The following is a 19,031-nucleotide window of genomic DNA, read 5'->3' on the forward strand; positions in this document are numbered from 1 at the left end:
GGATGTACGTTTTGAAGGCTGGTGAGGTTTGTCAAAAACGAACTGAGTTAGTCAACGAGAAGCCGGCCATAAGCCGGCTTTTTAATTTCTCCAGACCACCTAAAATAAACTATTCACTCATTCGGATAGATCATACTAAGGTCTTTGCAATTCGACTGTCGTTTTTCTAACAACCCTGTCCGAATCAACTATTTCTACATAGACCAGCTGGGCCAGCGTATTGAGAATATAAGCCGCCGACCAATGTGCGACGATCAAAGGGGCTGTTTTTCGAATAGCGCTAACATCGCTAGCAAGGGGCATACGGGCAGTTATTAGTACGCGCATGAGTGGCACTTCGCACCGACAACAACTGTAACCCTGCTTCTTACAAAAACGGAAAACACCTAAACTTGGCGAAAATTATTTTAATGCCTCAACCGCAACCAAAAAAACTTGCAAGCCTTATGAGAAAACATTGTAGAAAAAAGGGTAGACTCCACAGAATCACGTCGCGTTACGACAAAGAAATGATGCTTCCAGATGTAAAAAACTTTAATAGTCACCCGCTTACACCAGACAAAAAAGCCCACCTAAATTAAGTGGGCCATAGTTAGAAGCCTTGCATATCACTCTAACAAAGAAAATTTAAACTACTCTAGCCACGGTGTCAGACGCTCCCAAGCTAAGCCGAGTAACCGTCTAGACCTAGCATCAATAAAATCGATACTCCACTCTTGCTCGAAGCTACCCAAAGCGGACAAATGAGGCATATGCGACGACATTTGAGCAAGTTGTTGGGTAGCGGACGGAATTTTTATCCCAGCATCCGCTGCTGCGGTCAAAATAGTTTCGGCTTCTTCGTGAGAAGATGCACCTAATGCTTTGTACAATACACGCTTTACATCCCAAGGCCGGTTGCTCAACGAGCTGTTAGCATCAGATTGCACAAGCACGAGATTACCAAGACGATGAATATTTTCCCGATTTAAATATATGTCGTCTCCCCAACCCGTGACAGACGTTTGAGGTGCTATGTGCTCAAGAGACAGATGACGCTCGTCTGTAAACCCCTCATAAGTTAAGCACGTTGACGAAGACGGCTTACCTTGAATAATCAATCCATTTCCGGCAGGGTCGGCAATCGCATCGTGATATGCAGCTAAAAGAATAAACCTAGCAGTTGGTCGGCTATTTGAATATGCGGGAATTTGAGATGCATCACTAATAAATTGATCTCGATCGATTAACCCTCCTTTAGCAGGGCTGGTAAGTCGAGCCCGCAACTCCTGTTTTAATTTAACAATATCAACAGTAGGTTCAGCTACATCAGGTGAAGAGCCGGAGCGATTTTTCCGGGCAAGAGCAGGTAAACCGGTCAAGGAGTTCACCGAAGATAAAATCTCACGATACTCCTGGTCAATGTTTGCAGTACCGCGATGGGACGCGCGCCAAAGAGCAGAAAAAGCAGTCATTGCTTTAATTGCTTCTTCAAAATCAGATATTTTTTTGTCCCGGTCAGTATCTGAGGCAGCGATCGCGGCAGAGTAAAATCTGACAAGAGGAGCGATGACTACAGTATGTTTAAGTTCTCTGAAGTAACTAAGGCATAATTTAACCGCATCCGTCGTGGCGTCTACAGGGAGATTAGCGAGCGAGGGCGTTTTGGTATCAAACTCCCATGAATGCTGAATGAACGTAGCAACATCACGGAGGTGGGCTACGAATGCTATCCTTTGCTCTTTATCGCCTTCATATCTTTCAAATTCTTCCTTCAAATAGCGTCGCTGGTCAGCTAAACGTTTGGAAAGTTTTTTCCCGGTCTCTGCAGCAGCAAAATAAATCAGTAAATCTGAAGTAGCTGCCTGTAATCTGTCGCCGACCTTAAAGCCTGACAGGTAATCTGACACCACCCCCAAACAGCGACGAGACTCCGATTGCTCAAATTGAGCCAGGGTTTCAGCACTAACTACACGGGGTTTAAATGTTTCATAGGCGGTAAGAGGTTCGCCAGTCGTATTCAATGACTCAAAGACAGTGAAGGCATAATCTTCATTCTTCCCTCTTACAACGGTTACGGCCACTCTATTGAGTAGGTATCCGGCGAGGAGAATAAGGTGTAATAGACCAGAGTACTCCTGAGAAAGCTCTTCTGACTTAAGCTGTGCGACAACCTCTGTTGGGAACTCATGATTAAGCAGCGCCTGCTGAAGTTTTTTTGCCGAAATAATATCTTCGGTAGTAGGGAGCTCTTCTAGCTCTTCCTTTCTAGCGGCACCTGTAGCTATTGGTTTAAATATTTTCGAGAGTTGCACGTAACGCTCAACGAGCGCATCCTCACCCTCAATACGATGTTCCCTCTTCTGAGGTTTGAACTCACTAATTTTCTCTTCAGCCAACGTAGCTACATACTTCGAAATAAGATTCGCTATTGGCGACTCGTATTTAGCCAACTGAATACTCCGCGACCACTGATCATCGAACGATCTAATCATACGCGGATATAAAGGAGAGTCTCCGTATGCCTGCCGCTCGAAGAATGTTGCAGCGAGCTCTTCCATCACTCGACGAGCTTGGCCATCTAGCCAGAGAAGAGCAGGTGACCACTCCTCCGATTTTTGTGATTTTAGAAGCTTACTGTGCGCCAAGTTTATATTGTTATGCAAAGCCAAACATACAAGAAGCAGTGTAGTGAGCCTCTGCTGTCCATCAATGACTGTAAGCAGCTTTCCTGGGACATCCTGCCTAACAATGGGCTGGACTGTCGTGTAATTGATATCATGTATAGTAATTACTGTACCTAGAAAGGTAAAACTTTCGTCGCTTTCAAGTAACATGGCATAGCCGTGGAGTGTATCCTCGACCAGCTTACTTACTTTATCGCGATCCCAACCATAAGGACGTTGATAAGGTGGAATATATAAGCCCAAGCCACGTTCGCTCAATAGCTCGCGAACCGTCTTTGAATTTGCTTCAAAAATATCCTTTGCTTCCATTGGCATTTAAAACACTCCGTAACAGGTTATTTGTGGCAAACCAGGCAAGCGCCGCCACCCTCATCTAATAAATATAAATCATCTATATCTGTAGGTTCCCCATCAACGACTCGCAATGGGTTAGGCTTTCTTCGTGCTAAATCTCGAGCTTTGCGAACTGCAAAATCTTGCTTTATTTGTGCGACGCGCTCTGGCTTCTCTAAATCACCTAATGACTCACCCTGACTCCAGGTGAAGGGTGAGCCACTGTCGACAGCATTTTTCTCGTACTCTTTTGCTTCCTCAAAGCGATCTGGATGGTTCTGCTTGAGATTTACCCATTCGATTTTTTGCTGAAAAAAACAAAAAGTACAACCGCTCCGAGAGCGCCAATCATAATACTTTGGCAGGCCCAAACCTGACGCTTCCAAAATATCAATTACTCCTGGCTTATCAACACCGCCTTCTCTGAATGGTAACTTGACCACGAGATTATCTTCCCTTGCGATCATACCTTCACGATGCTCCTCGTCAGCCCGAATTGCTACGTAACTGTAGACTCTATGTCCCGCTTTTAACCAAGGATGAATCCACTGCTTGAAAGGGTCTAACTTCAGCTTTCTTGTACACCACCGCGTATTAGCGGATGGCAAAAAATTATTGTATTGACGAAGCCAAAAATCAAAATCTCTATGCGGATTAAGACGCTCGATTGGCTTACCAAGAAACCCTTCCAAACGTCCTAAAAACTCATAAACTTCTGGGAGTTCTTTTCCCGTATCGGTAAAAAAATACTTAATATTCAGATCAGGATAGTGCTGACTCATGTATACAGCGAGCGCAGCACTATCCTTACCACCAGACAATCCTAAAACGTGATGTTCAGTCATTCTGAGCTCTCCCGAACGCGCTGACTCATAAGGAGAGCTCCCGCTTCAGCCAATGCGGCAATAACGATTTCTCGACTCTCGCTTTGCGTCATCGCGAGCAAACGCTTTACTACTTCGTCAACAGCCACAACATCGCTTTCGGCGATGTCAACAGAGCCAGTCGCGTCCTGACCATGCTTTGCACCAAACACCACGCCGATAACCCTACGTGATGCTGGTCTGCCATGGAGAGGAGCCATGGCCTCCTCTTTCCTTATGTCTATTGACCATGAACCAATTTGCGATAACGCTGCGTCAATATCACGATCCACCCATTGGGCAGGTGGTTTACTCGTTGCGAGACTAATTATTTTTTCGATACTTTCGGCATCATCAACATATGTTTCTAGTCGTGTGGCGAAAGCATCAAGTAAGAAATCTCCAGTGATACCCTTAACCCCAGCAGCCCGCCTCTGTAACGCATCAACATCTCGCCCAGTATGATCCAATGCTGCAAAGAGCTTTTCCTTTACCCGAGCCAACATCGCAGGATAGGCCGAAAACAGCTCGTCAGTTACGAGTTTTAACTTAGCAATAAGATCATCTGAATCAATGGCTCCAAGCACTGTCGGCAAGTCGGCAAATATTACTTTGTGAGGATCATTAGCTTTTAGAAGCATAGCTCTAACATCCTGAGCCATCTGCGAGATAGTGGATGTCCGCCTAGTCCAGGCCGGCAAACCAACCACCATACTTACTAAACCACGGGCAGCATCTAGGGGCTCGACATCGGCACCATTATGGGAAAAAATTGAAACTGTTTCAGCAATGGCCGATACAAGCTTTACTTTATCCTTAGAAGCCTCAACAAATTGGAATCTTATTCTTTTAGGATCTTGGAGCCACTCATCAATTGCAGCTTCTGTAATATCTGGAGTAAAGCCACCGTCGATATACATCGCCAAGGCAGAACGATTTGATAGGAAAAAAGCTAAGGCCAAGACCGGCATCAGGCCCGAACGGATGCCATAGGGCGGAGCACCCCAAAACTCATATAAGTCAGCTAGAGAAACCGTACTGTTAGGTTGCAGGAGGTAACTTTCCGTATCCCACCATAGAGCGTTCATGTCATTGTACTTGTACCCGACCATCGGCTCGCCAAAAGCCCAGCCCTCTCCTCTATCGGCGTGCAACCCCGTACTATGAAGAACGGTATAGTAGAGACCAGCATCAGCAGGATGGCCCTGATAACCTAGCTCGGCTTCGAAAGTATGAGACACCATCCGATACAGTAGATCTTTTCGAGCCTTACTTGAATTACTAGATAGCTCTTCCCTATTTATTAGCTCGCTAAGTATGCGAGGACTTTTGAAATATATGTCTTTTGCAATCGCTGATGCTGTTACAGAAAGAGATGCAGTTCTAGCTCTCACCTGAACGACACCATTGTGGTACCACTTCGACAGACTGAATGCATCTGTCAACTCCTCCTCAAGCGAGGATCTAATTGCTGCCACTCTCCCAGTTAGCTCCCGTTTCGCGACAGAATCACCCTCAAGCTCGGGTTTAGTACGCATAACTCTTTCAGAAGCAGCCAATTCAAGACTTAAATCGGCGATTTTCTCTGCGTTACCCGGAACACCAAAAAGTAAGGCACGGTCACTGTTTTCCAAGCTTAACTTTTTCGCTTGTGCGTCAGCAGAGTTTGTTGACTGCCCGACCTCAGGTAGGCAAAGAAGAAATGAGCCCACACTACTTCTTTCTGGCTTCAGCTTTTTTAGGTACTCCCCCGCTTCAGACAAGCGGATTATCTGGCGACTAAACCACCGCATCGTTCCAGTTTCATGATAAAGCCTTTTCGCCAGTATAGGTTGAAGATCACTTAAAGCTGAAACCTGGGAAAGTGCATATGTACCTATTTCATATCTAGCTTGGTTGACTGCTGCCTCAATATCAAAATCACTTCCCGCATAAACCCCATAAGCACCTAGATGCTTACGTTCAATCAAAATTTTCCAATTAACTAGGTTTATTAGCGTTTTATGTATATCAGCAGAGGCAACCCCAGGAATTGAAACTGAAAGGACTTTCTCTTCCGGAACAATTCCTGAGCCATTTCTAAACATTTCAATCAGAGCGACGACTTTTGTCAGCTCAACATGCAAGCTATCTCCCTTCGCCTCTGCTCGCTCAACTGCATCGCAAGCAACGGCCCATCGATGCCCATCGGGAGAGGCAATTATAGCCGGCTCTAGGTTAGCCTTTAAATAATCCCAATACCGCGCGGGTCCGTATGTTAAATATTCGGAACAGCTTGTCCCTTCTAAAAACTCAAGAAAACCAAGCGGTTCCCGAGAAGCTAGAAAACCAAAAGTGCTTCTCTCATTTTGGCCAAAACGTCGCTTCGATATCGGCCCCAGAAGAGCAGCTGTAATCGGATGAAGTGGCCAGCACTTTACCAATCCCGCGCCCATCCCTAGTGGCGTGCTCGGCCTTCTTGCCTTTATAGATTTAGCTATAACATCTGATTGCGCGCGGGCGTCAACCAAATGCTCAATCGTCGATACCTCGATAGCCTTGCCAATAAGTTCAACAACTTCATCCGTAGCGGAAACTAACGGAATATCAACAAATCTACCTTGAACCTTAGCCCAATCATCTTGCGACTGCCTACCTAGTCTAGAAGCATATGCATCAAAAGCCTGGTGCAAAATACCTACAATAATCAGCTTTCCATGACTACGGCTCGCAGCTTCAGCAAGCTCCTGAAATATGTAAATATCATCACCATCTTGTGCTGCCGCTTCCAGCAATTTCCCCAACTCATCAATGACTAAAAGGACTCCTTGAGGGTGGAGCTCTGCTGTAGAAACAATCTCACCTACTACGTCAATAGTCCTTTTCTTAGTTGGCGTCTCTCCCTTGGCTTTCGCCAAGGCATTTGAAAGCTCGCTAACGATACTCGCCCTCTTGCCTACGATAGGCACAACCACCCACCCATCGTCACGGGCATCAAAAGCTTTATAAACAACGTTATCGGCGGGAAGATCTAGAATGGTTTTCGCTTTTGCCCTAACTAGCTGGTTTGAACCCACCAAAGAACAAAGCATTAGGGCGAGAGAAGACTTACCTCCTCCATATGGACCCGTCCACGTGAATGCTCTTTGCTTGGTTTCAGTAATTTGGCGCGCCATATTTTCCAGCAATGCGCGGGCAGTTCCTTGGCATACATATCCAGATAATGCGTCATCGCGACCTAGATCTGCATCCAGCCGAACAGAACGAAGAAATTGCCGAGAGATATGAACCACATCCGACAACTTATTGATATTCGGCTCTGCATTCTGCTTAGACTTTGGCATAGGCGGCCTTCAAAAATGTGCTCTTGGCTTTTTTAATATCGTTCAAGGCATTCCCCTGTCGAGTAACTTGCCGGATCCCAGCTTGTTCCGTCCACAGAAGCTGCCCCTTGCTTAGCTGCTCTAGCCCCATCAAGCGATCAGCTACTGCATGCTCGTCCAGTTTGAAGACTCTCCCAGGAGACCCATAGTCGTGAGCCACACGATCAAAAGCCATAACAGAGCCGGACTGACCCAAGCTCTCCCAATAGTCAAGTAAGGCATAAGCAAATACACCATCGGGTAATGAGCGCTTGGCTCCACGCCGAAACTCGAAGCTATCTTTAGTGTTTTGTTGAATTAAGCCAAGCTCGCCAAGAAGAGGCTCACTCATTTCCTCAGGTGAATCACCACCGAGCCTCGGTACGTAGCTTCTAATACAGCATTCGACATCCCTTTTCAGAGTTGCGAGTGAAATACGTAAGTTGTGCTCAGAGATCATCCCCGACAACGCATCCACAATGCCTTCTCGTTTAAAGACCTGCTGAACTACATGGTTATAAATGAAATACCATGTCGTGGTCTTCTCTGGGCTACTCGCGAGAAACCAATGCATGAGCCAAGTGGTCGCAGGTTGCTCAGCAAATGGATCAAGCCCGGTTTCCGGATCAAACAGCATGTCTGCCAATTCAGTCGGCACGAATCCACCATCCGACTCTTCGATGATGTGACAAGCTGTAGCCCAAAACCTAATAGATGTGACCATATTTTTCCCCACCCCAAACCGAGCGATGGCGGAATCCTCCGAAAATACGGTCTTGGGCGCGGTAAGCCCTAGACTCCTAAAATAGGCAACAGCATCATAGGCCTTGCGTAGCCAAAGCTGACGTAGGGGAAAGGTCTCGTGACCCGAGAATTGGGGGCGTTGGTTAGGGCGTAATATGATCATAGGTACCAATACTATCCCAGACTGGATGGAGTCACCAGTCTGCACAGGCCCATACAATACTGTATAAATACACAGATTTCGAGTAACCCTAGCAGCTTAGCTAAGCCTCATTGCAGGGCAGCTTGAATGAGAGAGGAGCTCGGAAAGGTCTTGCCAAGCAAGACCTTTTATGCCAAGAGGGCAGCAACCCTCGCCCTATCTCACCTCAACAATATCCAAAGCCCGATTCGCCAACAGCTCACTCACCTCAATCACCTGCAAAATCCCCATCGCAACACGCCGTCGCGAACCCTCAAGGTCAAACGCCAGATCATTGATCATGGCATTGGCCGCAGCCAGGTTTTCACTGAGACTGGCGAGCAGACACTCCGAATCAACATCAGGTGCGATGCGGAAGATGCTGTTGGGGTTGTCAGACGTTTCTTTCTTCGGCGTAGGCTTCAGATAAAAATCCAAAGCCCGTTCAGCAGCTTCATCGAGCTTCTTGTTACGAGCGGACTGAGCGCGAGACATATGCTCATCTGCAGCTGGCGGGTTCGGTGTAATTTTAGCCATGGTAAAGCTCCTAGAGTCTATTGGAGCTGCCACCATTCGCTGCGAAACGAAGTTGGGGTGGCAGCTGTACGCGGGTTCGCAGACCGGGACTCTAGGGACCGGCAGACCCGAAGGTCTCCCACGCACAGCCACCTCTGACGAAATCACAGACATGGGCGATCTGCTTTCGAAGGTGACGTTGTGCGCCTATAGAGTCCGGGCTGCGAAACCCGATCACTGATGCTCAGTGACAAGACTCAAACTACCGACGGGCCCCAAAACGCACAAGCCGGCGGATTCTGGCGTAGTTGTAGGCAATGGCGCAAGGCGGTGTCGGCTGGATATTGGGGTTGTGTCGGGCTGCTGATTGGTCTGTAGGCTGCTGATCTATTTGGCTGATGAGTCGCTATCGCGAGCAGGCTCACTCCCACAGAGGAGCGTGTGTACATATGTCGCTGCTGGCGACATGACGATAGAACGTGTCGCTGAAATCCAAAAATGGCGACACGTCAGGCATTTCAAACATAGGAATGGCAGAGCGGGTTTGCTCGAGGGAATGCATTCGCGACTGACTGCATCCTTGCAGCCAGTCGCGAAGAGGGTTACGACTCCTTGTTCAATGGGGCTTGCGAGCAACGTCGCAATGAATCAGGCGGGATATCTCGATCATATCCACGACGGTTTTGTCATCGACCGCAAACCCGCTGCCTGAAAGCCCTGTGTTGCTATTACTTGAGGGTGACGTCGAGCATCGGCGGGATGTAACCGTAGTCGTACTCGGCCACCACGAACGTCTGCTGCCCTTTTATTTTCATGCCCACCGTGGGTGCCTCGGTGCCACCGACACGAATCTGCGTGCCGCTTTCGTCGGTCGGTACGCTGTCGATAAAGGAGGTCACCAGGCCGTTTGGCATTACATAGTGTGAGTAGGTCTGGAATGGCTGGGAGGACGGGTTGCCCAGCACCAGGCCGGAACCGTTCAGCGGCACGTAAGGGCCGAACAGCGAGTCCGCGACAAAACCGTACACGCCGTCCGGGCCGGTCACACCGTCGGCATAGGTGAAGGTATGGCTGATCGTGAACAGGTAGTACTTGCCATCCTGAAACACGAAGTGCGGGCGCTCGGTCTGGTCGTTTACCCCCACGGCCGTCAGCAGTGGCGGCAACATTTCCCAGTCGTCCCCGTCCGCGTCGCGGGCTACGGCGATGCCGACACAGGCGGTCTGGAAGCGCGAGTTGCCGACATCTTCATAACCCGGCGGCACGTCGCCGATTTCTGCTTCGCCTACTTTGTGCGAGCCGCGCTCACCGGCCACGTTACCCTCGAACAGCATGTACAGCTTGCCATCGTTCGGGTCGCGGAAAGGCCATGGGTCGCGGAAACCCCAGAAGGCGTTTTGGGCTTCGGTCTGGTACATGTTGCCGTCGGCCTCGAACAGCGGCTTGACCTTCTCGAAGCCGACCATGCTGACACCGTGTTCAGTGGTCACCACCCGACCGCGCACCTTGACGATGGTCGCGCCTGGGGTGACGGCGGTGTAATACAGGTCCACTTCACCGCGGTCGTTCAGCAGGATCGGCGTACCGGCCCATTCGCGAGCGGTCGGCGAAACGCCTTCGGCCATCACACGGCCACCGAACTCCCAGTTCTTGCCGGTACGAGAAAACCAGTAGTACATCTTTGCCCGACCGTGGCGATCGTTCCAATCGCGGAGGATGTCGTAGTTACCGTCCTCGTCGAGGTACTGCGGGTCGTTTGGATGACGGTCGGCCGTCAGCGTGAAGATCACCGACCAGCCATCGACGGACGTCACGTTACCGTCCAAGTCGCGCAGGGGCATGGTGTCCCAGATAAACACGTCGTTGCTCAATACCGGGAAATCCGCGCTGACCAGCGGCTGAGTGGTGGTGGGATCGTCCGCCCGGACTTTCAACGCATCAGCGCGGGTCCAGAGGCTGGGTTGATGAGGGGTTACACCGAATTTTTCAGTGGTGGCTTTCATAGGTTATTGCCTCGTCCATGAATGGATTCATATAAACAATGGTTAAGAAATACTGTATGCGCATACAGTAAAACCACCTTATAGAGGCTCATCCATGTGGGTCAAGCGAAAAAATGCATTTGTGCATATTTTGGTTTTTTCTTGAAGCTGATACGTTTCAGCCATGAACGTTTGCAGAAGTTAGTTCGAGGGGAGATCGGCGACGTTGCCTGCACGCTCGGTGCTCTGAACGCTACTCGGAGGAAAGCGCGCGTAACGGGGCAACGGGTGGAAGCAGTGCATAGAAGGATCGGTCAACTGAGCCTGCGCGTTCTGCGCAAAGCTCAACACAAGGCGGGGAGCCACACGGGGGGAGTTGAACAAAAAGCTTGATTTGTCACCGTCGGGACATCAAGGGAAACGGGGCGTCGTTAGCTGCTCGCGAGGTGGTGAGTCAGTGGTAGTGATGTTGACTGGTGTGCCGCTATCGCGAGCAAGCTCACTCTCGCAGAGGAACTTTTGTGCATATGTCGCTGCCGGCGACATGACGATAGAACGTGTCGCTGAAATCAAAAAATGGCGACACGTCAGGCGTTTCAAACGTAGGACTGGCGGGAGCGGGTTTGAATCGTAGATGCGGTGCGTCAGCCGAAAAGACCGGTTGAAGCGTCAGCGATCATCGAGCTGACATTTGACGAGCAAACCATCACGGTGAAATGGCCGTCGTCCGATCCGGGTGGCTGACCCCAGTTTTTACACTGGCTGACATAGTTATCGACATCGACACAATCTGACTGGCCACCGAACCAATGGACATGCGCTTCGGCACCGAAAAATCGCTCGCCAGTGTCGTGGCTGTCTTCGGTGTGGCGCAACCGCACTGCGCTTATCTCTTCGCCAGTCGCCGAGGCAATCGCATGAAAGGGTTGGTGCACGATGGCCTTGGGTTTGGTTGGCAGCACGTCGTCTGCACCTGGGAAAATTCTCCTAGCTCCGGGCAACGTTCCACAATTAACTAGTCAATCCGACTCACGGCTTCTTCTTCCCAGCAATTTTCTTCTGCACCGTCTTCACGGTTTCCAGATAAGCCGCTTCTACCTCGCTCGGCACCTCGGCCAGTTGGGCGCGGAATTTAGCGTACTCCATCTCTGCGTGAGCAATGGCCTGTTGGTGGCTGACAGTACCAACGCCCTGCAGCGCCTTACCCCCCATGGCCAGGATCAGTTGCTCCAGGTGCGCGAGCCAGTCCTTCATGTGAGTCGGTTCATGGTTCATGGCACGGAACTCGGCAGCATCGAAATAGGCCGAGACTAAGGTGTTCAGACGTTTGAGTTCGTCGGAATTGAGGTAATTCTTGGCGTTGGCGACTTCGGCCTTAGTGGGCTGTTTGCCACCGAAGGACAGCAGGCCCATGAAGGGCTTACCGGCATCAGCACGCTGCATGACCACTTCCGCAGCAGTCTGGCCGTGGGCCGCGTAATGCAGCTTGTTCTGCACGGCTTTGAAGAACACCACGCTGGCCTCGGCCTTGGGGTCATAATCCACACTGGTGGCGTACAGGTCGAGCACCTGGCGGTAGAGCACCTTCTCGCTGGAGCGAATGTCGCGGATGCGATCCAGCAGTTCTTTCCAATAACTGCCGCCGCCCAAATTCTTCAGGCGCGCATCATCCATGGTAAAGCCCTTGACCAAGTATTCGCGCAGACGTTCGGTGGCCCAGATGCGGAACCGGGTGCCTTGCTGCGACTTGACTCGGTATCCGACCGAGATAATGACGTTGAGGTTATAGAAGTTGGTCGGTTTGGTAGAAAATTCGGAAATACCGATTTTTCTCATCACCTCCTCCGGCACCAGTTCGCCTTCCTCGAAAACGTTCTTGATGTGCTCATTGATGGTCGACTTGGCCTTGCCAAATAGATCCGCCATCTGCTCCTGAGTCAGCCAGACCGTATCACCGTCAAGACGCACATCGATGGCGGTAGCATCGCCCCGCTGGTAAAAAATGATCTCTCCTGCGGGCTGCGGGCTCATGTTTGTTCTCCTTTCAGGTCTGCGACGATGCCGTCGATCTGCGTCCTCAATTCGGCTTGTCTTTTGCCACGATGCGGCTGATATCGGCATTGAGTGCCCGTATGTCCACCGCCTCACCAATCAAAACACGAACAGCACAGCCTGTCCGACGGGACTTGGTACGCCTTAGGTTAAGACGGGCTGCTAACCCGATCACTGATGGGCAGTGACAGGATCCAAATTACCGACGCGACCCAAGGCGCACAAGCCGGCGGATTCTGGCGTAGTTGTAGGCAATGGCGCAAGACAGTGTCGGGTGGGTGTTGGGGTTGTGTCGGGGGTTGCTGGTTGGTGGGCAGGCTGTTGCCTTGTTTGGCTGATGAACCGCTATCGCGAGCAAGCTTTGCTCCCACAGGGATCGGTGGGCGCGAAGTGTCATGTCGCTGAAATTGGATTTCGGCGACATATCGCGCCCATATGTCGTTGTCAGCGACATGACACTCGGGTAGGTCGCCGGGATCTGGGAAAACAACCTGCAAGTCATCTCAGGACAGGCCTTTACCAGCGAGCCATGGGGATGCGATCTATAAACGCCGCGACATCAGCCATTGCTCTTTCCCCCACGCCTCAAAGCGCTCCAGCACTTCCCAGCCAAGCCCGGTGTAGTAGTCGCGCTGGTTGTGGGTGTGCAAGTACAAGGTGGTGAATCCCGCTTCTCTGGCATGGTTGCAGATGCCTTCGATCAGTTGCGCGGCAAGGCCTCTGCGGCGGGCGGTTGGGGTGATGAAGACGCATGCCAGCCATGGGCCGAGTTCTGGTCGGTCGGGCAGGTCGTCGCTGGCCAGTGAGGCGCCGCCCAGCAGTTGGTTTTGTTCTGTGGCGATCAGGCATTTCCAGTGTCCATCACGTTGGCCCGCAGCGAACTCTTGCTGCCAACTGGCGAGGGATTGCTGGGCGAATTCATAGCTGAATTCCTGGTGAAGCCACTCGGCCATCTGGTCGCATTTGTCCATGTGGTTTTCGAGCCAATCCATTTGCGGCATTTGGAGCGTTCCTTATGTTTGGGACAGCGGGCTGTTGACCTGTTTGGCTGATGAACCGCTATCGCGAGCAAGCTTTGCTCCCACAGAGGCTTGTGGCGGGCATGAGTTCGGTGGGAGCGGGTTTGCTCGCGAAGGCGGTGTTTCAGTCAATATCAATGGTGGCTGATTTACCGCATTCGCGAGCAAGCCCGCTCCCACAGGGGTATTTCATTCGCAGGGAGATTTCGTTGCCAGATGCCTACCTGCGCGCATTCTCGAGAATTACCCTCCAGCAAACCTCCAGGCTGTCGTAATCTCGCACTGAACACGCCCTGCAACCGGCCGAGATTCTATTCCAATGCCCTCCATCTACCAGCTCAAACCCGCCTTCCAGAACCTGCTGCGCCCCATGGTCCAACGCCTTTACGACAAGGGCATCACCGCCAATCAGGTCTCCCTGCTCGCCGGCATTGTCTCTGTGCTGGTGGGGGCCGTGGTTGCGTGGTTCGCCAATCATCCGGGGGTGTTTATCCTGGTGCCGATCTGGATGCTCCTGCGCATGGCGTTGAATGCGGTGGATGGCATGCTGGCGCGGGAGTTCGGGCAGCAATCGCATCTGGGCGCCTACCTCAATGAGCTATGCGATATCATCGCCGACGCTGCCCTGATCCTGCCTTTTGCCTTGTTTGCCGATGCCAGCCTGTTGCTGGTGTTGTTGGTCACGCTGTTGGCGCTGTTCAGCGAATACGCTGGTGTGCTGGGGGCGATGGTGGGGGCTTCGCGGCGCTATGACGGGCCGATGGGCAAGAGTGATCGCGCCTTTGTGTTGGGCGTGTTGGCGACCGGGATTGCCCTGGGTTGGCTCGGGGCCGGGTGGATTGATGGTGTGATGGTGGTGGTGGCCGCCCTGCTGGTTTATACCTTGGTCAATCGGGTGCGTCATGGCCTGAATCAAGTGACGGAAAACGCTCCCTCAGCATAAGGAAGTTGCAATGCGCGAAGCCCAGGAACTGACGTTTACCACCTTTGACGGCGTGGATTTGTTTTACCGGCATTGGCCGGCCGTCGATGCGGCGCCGGGTGAGCCTCGTCAGGCGGTGTTGTTGTTTCATCGGGGTCATGAACACTCCGGGCGCATTGCGCATCTGGTGGATGAGCTGGATTTGCCCGGGTTCGACTTCTTTGCCTGGGATGCACGCGGTCATGGCCAGTCGCCGGGCGCGCGCGGCGACAGTCCGAGTTTTGCCACCAGTGCGCGGGATGTGCAGACGTTTTGCGATCACATCGGCGCAACGCATCAGATCGACGAGCAGAACATCGCCGTGGTGGCGCAGAGTGTCGGGGCGGTGATTGCGTCGACCTGGGTTCACGATTACGCGCCGCGCATTCGTTCGCTGGTGCTGGCGTCGCCGGCGTTCAAGGTCAAGCTTTACGTGCCTTTCGCTCGTCCGGGCCTAGCGCTGATGCGCCGGTTTCGCGGCAACTTTTTCGTCAACAGTTACGTCAAGGCGAAATTCCTCAGCCATGACCCGGAGCGGGTGGCGTCCTACGACAGCGATCCGCTGATCACCAAGGCGATTTCGGTGAATGTGCTGCTGGGTCTCTACGAAGCCGCCGACCGCGTGGTGGCCGATGCCCAGGCGATTCAAGTGCCGACGCAGTTGTTGATCTCAGGTTCCGACTTTGTGGTGCAGCGCAAACCCCAGGAGCAGTTCTTCGAGCGGTTGGGCAGTGTGCACAAGGAGAAACACATTCTGCCGGGGTTCTTCCACGACACCCTCGGCGAGAAGAACCGTGCACCGGCCATTGCCAGTGCCCGCCGGTTCATCCTGCAAAACTTCGCCCGCCCGCTGGACCGCCCTTCCCTGCTGGACGCTGATCGCCTGGGCGCGACCTGCGCCGAGTCCGAAGCCTTGGCGACGCCGCTGCCGCACAATTCGTTGCGCGACCTGTACTGGCGCATGACCCGCGCCAGCATGCGCTTTGGCAGCAAGTTGTCGGCTGGGGTGAAGTTGGGTTTCGACACCGGCTTCGACTCCGGCAGCACGCTGGATTACGTCTACCGCAATCGCCCCACCGGCACCTCGGCCGTGGGACGGATGATTGACCAGAATTACCTGAACTCCATCGGCTGGCGCGGGATTCGTCAGCGCAAGTTGCACGTCGAGGAGCTGCTGCGTTTGGCCATGGGCAGGTTGCGCGAGCAGGACCGCGAAGTGCGCATTGTCGACATCGCCGCGGGTCATGGCCGTTACATTCTCGAAGCGCTGCAAGGCGTCAGTCCGTTGCCGGAGTCGATCCTGCTGCGCGACTACAGCGACATCAACGTGCGGGACGGCAGTGCGCTGATTCTTGAGAAGGGCTTGGGCGATATCGCTCGGTTCGTCAAAGGTGATGCCTTTGATCGCTCGGATCTGGCGGCGCTGGAGCCCAAACCGACGCTCGCGGTGGTGTCCGGCTTGTATGAGTTGTTTGCCGATAATCAGATGGTCGGTGACTCCCTCGCCGGCCTGGCCGAAGCGGTGGAGCCTGGCGGGTTCCTGGTCTACACCGGGCAGCCGTGGCACCCGCAACTGGAACTGATCGCCCGCGCCCTCACCAGCCACCGTGCCGGGCAGGCCTGGGTGATGCGCCGACGCACGCAGGCGGAGATGGATCAACTGGTGGAGGCGGCAGGTTTCCGCAAGATCACCTTGCGCGTCGATGAATGGGGCATCTTCAGCGTTTCGCTGGCTCAGCGAGTGCAGTGATGAGCGCTGTCATCGCCCCGGTCCGCGAGCCCGGCTTGCTGAAACCGGCGGTGCTGTGGTTGCTGCTGTTGGCGCCGTTGTTTTTCAGCACCTATGGCTTCGCCACTTGGGTGACGTCCCAGCGGGACGACGTGGGCAGCCTGGTATTTGGCTGGGAAAGCCACATGCCGTTCATGGCCTGGACCATCGTGCCCTATTGGTCGATTGATCTGCTGTACGGCCTGTCGTTGCTGTTGCCCCGCAGCCGCGAAGCACTCAAACGCCACGCCTTGCGCCTGCTCACGGCCCAGGCGATTGCGGTCAGTTGCTTTCTGATCTGGCCGTTGCGCTTCACCTTCGCCCGGCCGGAAATGGATGGAGTGTTCGGTTGGCTGTTCGACGTGCTGGCCGGGTTCGACAAGCCGTTCAATCAGGCCCCGTCGCTGCACATCGCGTTGTTGGTGGTGCTGTGGGTGTGTTATCAGCGGCACCTGCAAGGCCTCTGGCGTTGGCTGATGCACGGTTGGTTCGCGCTGATTGGTGTGTCGGTGCTGACCACGTATCAACATCACTTTATTGACCTGCCCACGGGTGTGCTGGCTGGGTGGCTGTGTGTCTGGTTGTGGCCGCTGGATCGGCCCAGCCCGCTGAAAAATGCGCGTGTGACCGCGGACCCGGCTCGTCTGCGATTGGCTTTGCGCTATGGTTTAGGGGCTGCGGCGTTTTTTGTTCCGGCGTTTGCCTTGGGTGGCGCGTGGCTTTGGTTGATCTGGCCGGCGGTGGCGGTGCTGGGGGTGGCGCTGAATTACCTGGTGTTTGGTGCCGACGGCTTTCAGAAGCGCGCGGATGGTCGATTGAGCCCGGCGGTGCGCTGGCTGTTGGCGCCTTATCTGGCGGCAGCCTGGATCAACTCCAGATGGTGGACGCGCAAGCATCCGCAGGCCGATCAGGTGGCCGCCAACGTCTGGCTGGGGCGCATTCCCACGCCGATGGAATTAAAGGACAGTCCGTTTACCGGCGTGCTCGACCTTTGCGCCGAAATGTCCATGGACAGCACCGGCATCGCCTATCGCGCGTTGCCGGTGCTTGACCTGACCGCGCCCAGCGCCGAGCAGTGCCTGAAGGCTGCGCGGATGATTGAGAACCTGCGTCAGCAAGGGCCACTGCTGGTCTGCTGCGCCTTGGGTTATTCGCGCAGCGCCAGCGCCGTGGCCGCGTGGTTGTTGCACACTGGTCGGGCCGCTAGCGTCGATGCGGCCATCGTCCAAATCCAGCGGGCCCGCCCGCACATTGTTTTGCACCCGGCGCACCGTCGGGCGTTGGAACGGTTATCCACAAACACGAGGAATGACCATGATCAGTGATATGGAACTCCACACGGTGGCGAGCCTGTTGCGCCGAGGTCACTCGCTGGATCAGCTTTCCACGGGGCTGACCCTGTTGGCGGCGCTGCTGGGGCTGGCTCAACTTTTGGTCGGTAGCGTCAATCCGTGGCTGCTGTGCTTTAGCGTCGTGATCTTCATGCTTGGCGTGCTGCAAAAGTACTGGGCGCAGCGCGTGGCGTTTGATGCCGACCTGTTCCAGCGCATGGCTGACAGCACCCAATCGCTGGCCGAACGAACCTATACATTGGATCAAGCCCTCACCGCGCTCGGCCTGCAACCGGTCGAACGCAGCGGTCGTCTCTGGACCGAGCGTCGGCATGGCGCGTTGTTGCTGCTGCGCCGCCAGTCGTTGTTGCTGGCCACGCAGGTTGTCTTGACGCTGGGCGTGATCCTCGCAAGTCCCTGGCTAGTTTCAGGTATCTAGATAGCTTTTGTGGCGAGGGAGACTGCTCCCGCTGGGCTGTGTAGGAGCTGGCGGAGCCTGCGATCTTTTGATCTTGATCTTCATCTTTTGCTCTCGACTCAATGGGCAGTGGAAAGATCGCAGCCTCGCTTCGCTCGACAGCTCCTACAGGGCCCAGCGGGAGCAAGCTCCCTCGCCACAGTTACGCTTATGTTTCTCAGGACAAGGAATCCTCATGTTCGAACCCGCGGTCGCCAGCCTCATCACCTCCGCCGCCCGCATGGTCACGGGTGCTCGCAGCCTGTGGCTCGGTTGCGCGCCGCAACCGGTGCAGCGGATCTATTTCGCCAATCACAGCAGCCACGGCGACTTCGTGCTGCTCTGGGCCTCGTTGCCACCGGCGCTGCGCAAGCTCACCCGGCCGGTGGCGGGCGCCGATTATTGGCAGACCAGCCCGCTGCGGCGCTACATCATCAACCGGGTGTTCAACGGCGTGCTGGTGGACCGCGAGCGCAAGGATCCTTCGCATAACCCGTTGCAGCCGATGCTCGACGCCCTGGTAAACGGCGACTCGTTGATCATCTTCCCCGAGGGCACGCGCAACCCGGAGGACGGCCTGCTGCCGTTCAAGAGCGGGATTTATCACTTGATGAAAAGCCACCCCGACGTCGAGGTGATTCCGGTGTGGATCGCCAACCTCAACCGCGTCATGCCCAAGGGTCGGGTGCTGCCGCTGCCGCTGTTGTGCACCACCAGTTTCGGCGCGCCGCTGTGCATCGAAGAAGGTGAAGGCAAAGAGCAATTTCTTGAACGCAGCCGGGCCGCGCTGCTGGCACTGGCCCCGGAGCACCTCTGA

Annotated in this window: 14 protein-coding genes; 6 read left to right on the forward strand and 8 right to left on the reverse strand. The window is 53.7% G+C overall.

Going from position 1 to position 19,031, the window contains the following annotated elements; translation table 11 throughout:
- Positions 1 to 632: 632 nt before the first annotated feature.
- The 6 genes from MA884_RS18710 to MA884_RS18735 form a co-directional block, all read right to left on the reverse strand.
- Complete coding sequence (locus MA884_RS18710) at positions 633 to 2,981, reverse strand: DUF262 domain-containing HNH endonuclease family protein (RefSeq protein WP_256231894.1); 2,349 nt, start codon at positions 2,979 to 2,981, stop codon at positions 633 to 635.
- A gap of 20 nt (positions 2,982 to 3,001) precedes the next feature.
- Positions 3,002 to 3,844, reverse strand: a complete 843-nt coding sequence (locus MA884_RS18715) for a phosphoadenosine phosphosulfate reductase family protein (protein WP_256231895.1) — start codon at positions 3,842 to 3,844, stop codon at positions 3,002 to 3,004.
- Positions 3,841 to 7,185: an ATP-binding protein gene (locus tag MA884_RS18720; RefSeq protein ID WP_256231896.1), complete on the reverse strand. Its 3,345-nt coding sequence runs from the start codon at positions 7,183 to 7,185 to the stop codon at positions 3,841 to 3,843. Before MA884_RS18720 ends, MA884_RS18715 begins: the two co-directional genes overlap by 4 nt.
- Positions 7,172 to 8,110 carry a DUF4007 family protein gene (locus MA884_RS18725; RefSeq protein WP_256231897.1) on the reverse strand — a complete coding sequence of 313 codons (939 nt, stop codon included), beginning with the start codon at positions 8,108 to 8,110 and terminating at the stop codon, positions 7,172 to 7,174. The genes MA884_RS18720 and MA884_RS18725 overlap by 14 nt, the downstream gene beginning before the upstream one ends.
- Before the next feature lie 195 nt (positions 8,111 to 8,305).
- Positions 8,306 to 8,665 carry a DUF6124 family protein gene (locus MA884_RS18730; protein WP_256231898.1) on the reverse strand — a complete coding sequence of 120 codons (360 nt, stop codon included), beginning with the start codon at positions 8,663 to 8,665 and terminating at the stop codon, positions 8,306 to 8,308.
- A gap of 707 nt (positions 8,666 to 9,372) precedes the next feature.
- Complete coding sequence (locus tag MA884_RS18735) at positions 9,373 to 10,647, reverse strand: glycoside hydrolase family 68 protein (protein ID WP_256231899.1); 1,275 nt, start codon at positions 10,645 to 10,647, stop codon at positions 9,373 to 9,375.
- 794 nt (positions 10,648 to 11,441) lie between these two features.
- Between MA884_RS18735 and MA884_RS18740 the strand changes: the two genes are divergently transcribed.
- Positions 11,442 to 11,645, forward strand: coding sequence for a transposase (locus MA884_RS18740; protein ID WP_256231900.1), 204 nt, complete (start codon positions 11,442 to 11,444; stop codon positions 11,643 to 11,645).
- 10 nt (positions 11,646 to 11,655) lie between these two features.
- On the opposite strand, the gene MA884_RS18745 is transcribed toward MA884_RS18740, so the two are convergent.
- Both MA884_RS18745 and MA884_RS18750 read right to left on the reverse strand, forming a co-directional pair.
- Positions 11,656 to 12,657 carry a virulence RhuM family protein gene (locus MA884_RS18745; protein ID WP_256231901.1) on the reverse strand — a complete coding sequence of 334 codons (1,002 nt, stop codon included), beginning with the start codon at positions 12,655 to 12,657 and terminating at the stop codon, positions 11,656 to 11,658.
- A gap of 563 nt (positions 12,658 to 13,220) precedes the next feature.
- Positions 13,221 to 13,679 (reverse strand): GNAT family N-acetyltransferase, encoded by a 459-nt coding sequence (locus MA884_RS18750; RefSeq protein WP_256231902.1) that lies wholly within the window; start codon positions 13,677 to 13,679, stop codon positions 13,221 to 13,223.
- A gap of 337 nt (positions 13,680 to 14,016) precedes the next feature.
- Between MA884_RS18750 and MA884_RS18755 the strand changes: the two genes are divergently transcribed.
- From MA884_RS18755 to MA884_RS18775, 5 genes are all read left to right on the forward strand, one after another.
- Entirely contained in the window at positions 14,017 to 14,640 is a 624-nt protein-coding gene (locus MA884_RS18755) for a CDP-alcohol phosphatidyltransferase family protein (protein ID WP_256231903.1), read from the forward strand.
- A gap of 10 nt (positions 14,641 to 14,650) precedes the next feature.
- Positions 14,651 to 16,408, forward strand: coding sequence for a bifunctional alpha/beta hydrolase/class I SAM-dependent methyltransferase (locus tag MA884_RS18760; RefSeq protein WP_173406502.1), 1,758 nt, complete (start codon positions 14,651 to 14,653; stop codon positions 16,406 to 16,408).
- The gene (locus tag MA884_RS18765; RefSeq protein ID WP_256231904.1) at positions 16,408 to 17,751 is read left to right on the forward strand and encodes a phosphatase PAP2/dual specificity phosphatase family protein; all 1,344 of its coding nucleotides are present in this window, start codon (positions 16,408 to 16,410) and stop codon (positions 17,749 to 17,751) included. The genes MA884_RS18760 and MA884_RS18765 overlap by 1 nt, the downstream gene beginning before the upstream one ends.
- Entirely contained in the window at positions 17,741 to 18,196 is a 456-nt protein-coding gene (locus tag MA884_RS18770) for a hypothetical protein (RefSeq protein ID WP_256231905.1), read from the forward strand. Before MA884_RS18765 ends, MA884_RS18770 begins: the two co-directional genes overlap by 11 nt.
- Positions 18,197 to 18,410: 214 nt before the next feature.
- Positions 18,411 to 19,031, forward strand: coding sequence for a 1-acyl-sn-glycerol-3-phosphate acyltransferase (locus tag MA884_RS18775; protein ID WP_256231906.1), 621 nt, complete (start codon positions 18,411 to 18,413; stop codon positions 19,029 to 19,031).

Origin of the sequence: Pseudomonas sp. Q11 (genome assembly GCF_024494355.1) — a bacterium.
In the GTDB taxonomy this organism is placed as follows: Bacteria; Pseudomonadota; Gammaproteobacteria; order Pseudomonadales; family Pseudomonadaceae; genus Aquipseudomonas; species Aquipseudomonas hefeiensis.

Coding starts and splice junctions, on each gene's coding strand:
- MA884_RS18765 (WP_256231904.1), top strand. CDS start 16,408: ATGAGCGCTGTCATCGCCCCGGTCCGCGAGCCCGGCTTGCTGAAACCG.
- MA884_RS18720 (WP_256231896.1), bottom strand. CDS start 7,185: ATGCCAAAGTCTAAGCAGAATGCAGAGCCGAATATCAATAAGTTGTCG.
- MA884_RS18730 (WP_256231898.1), bottom strand. CDS start 8,665: ATGGCTAAAATTACACCGAACCCGCCAGCTGCAGATGAGCATATGTCT.
- MA884_RS18760 (WP_173406502.1), top strand. CDS start 14,651: ATGCGCGAAGCCCAGGAACTGACGTTTACCACCTTTGACGGCGTGGAT.
- MA884_RS18775 (WP_256231906.1), top strand. CDS start 18,411: ATGTTCGAACCCGCGGTCGCCAGCCTCATCACCTCCGCCGCCCGCATG.
- MA884_RS18750 (WP_256231902.1), bottom strand. CDS start 13,679: ATGCCGCAAATGGATTGGCTCGAAAACCACATGGACAAATGCGACCAG.
- MA884_RS18755 (WP_256231903.1), top strand. CDS start 14,017: ATGCCCTCCATCTACCAGCTCAAACCCGCCTTCCAGAACCTGCTGCGC.
- MA884_RS18735 (WP_256231899.1), bottom strand. CDS start 10,647: ATGAAAGCCACCACTGAAAAATTCGGTGTAACCCCTCATCAACCCAGC.
- MA884_RS18710 (WP_256231894.1), bottom strand. CDS start 2,981: ATGCCAATGGAAGCAAAGGATATTTTTGAAGCAAATTCAAAGACGGTT.
- MA884_RS18715 (WP_256231895.1), bottom strand. CDS start 3,844: ATGACTGAACATCACGTTTTAGGATTGTCTGGTGGTAAGGATAGTGCT.
- MA884_RS18770 (WP_256231905.1), top strand. CDS start 17,741: ATGATCAGTGATATGGAACTCCACACGGTGGCGAGCCTGTTGCGCCGA.
- MA884_RS18745 (WP_256231901.1), bottom strand. CDS start 12,657: ATGAGCCCGCAGCCCGCAGGAGAGATCATTTTTTACCAGCGGGGCGAT.
- MA884_RS18740 (WP_256231900.1), top strand. CDS start 11,442: ATGCGCTTCGGCACCGAAAAATCGCTCGCCAGTGTCGTGGCTGTCTTC.
- MA884_RS18725 (WP_256231897.1), bottom strand. CDS start 8,110: ATGATCATATTACGCCCTAACCAACGCCCCCAATTCTCGGGTCACGAG.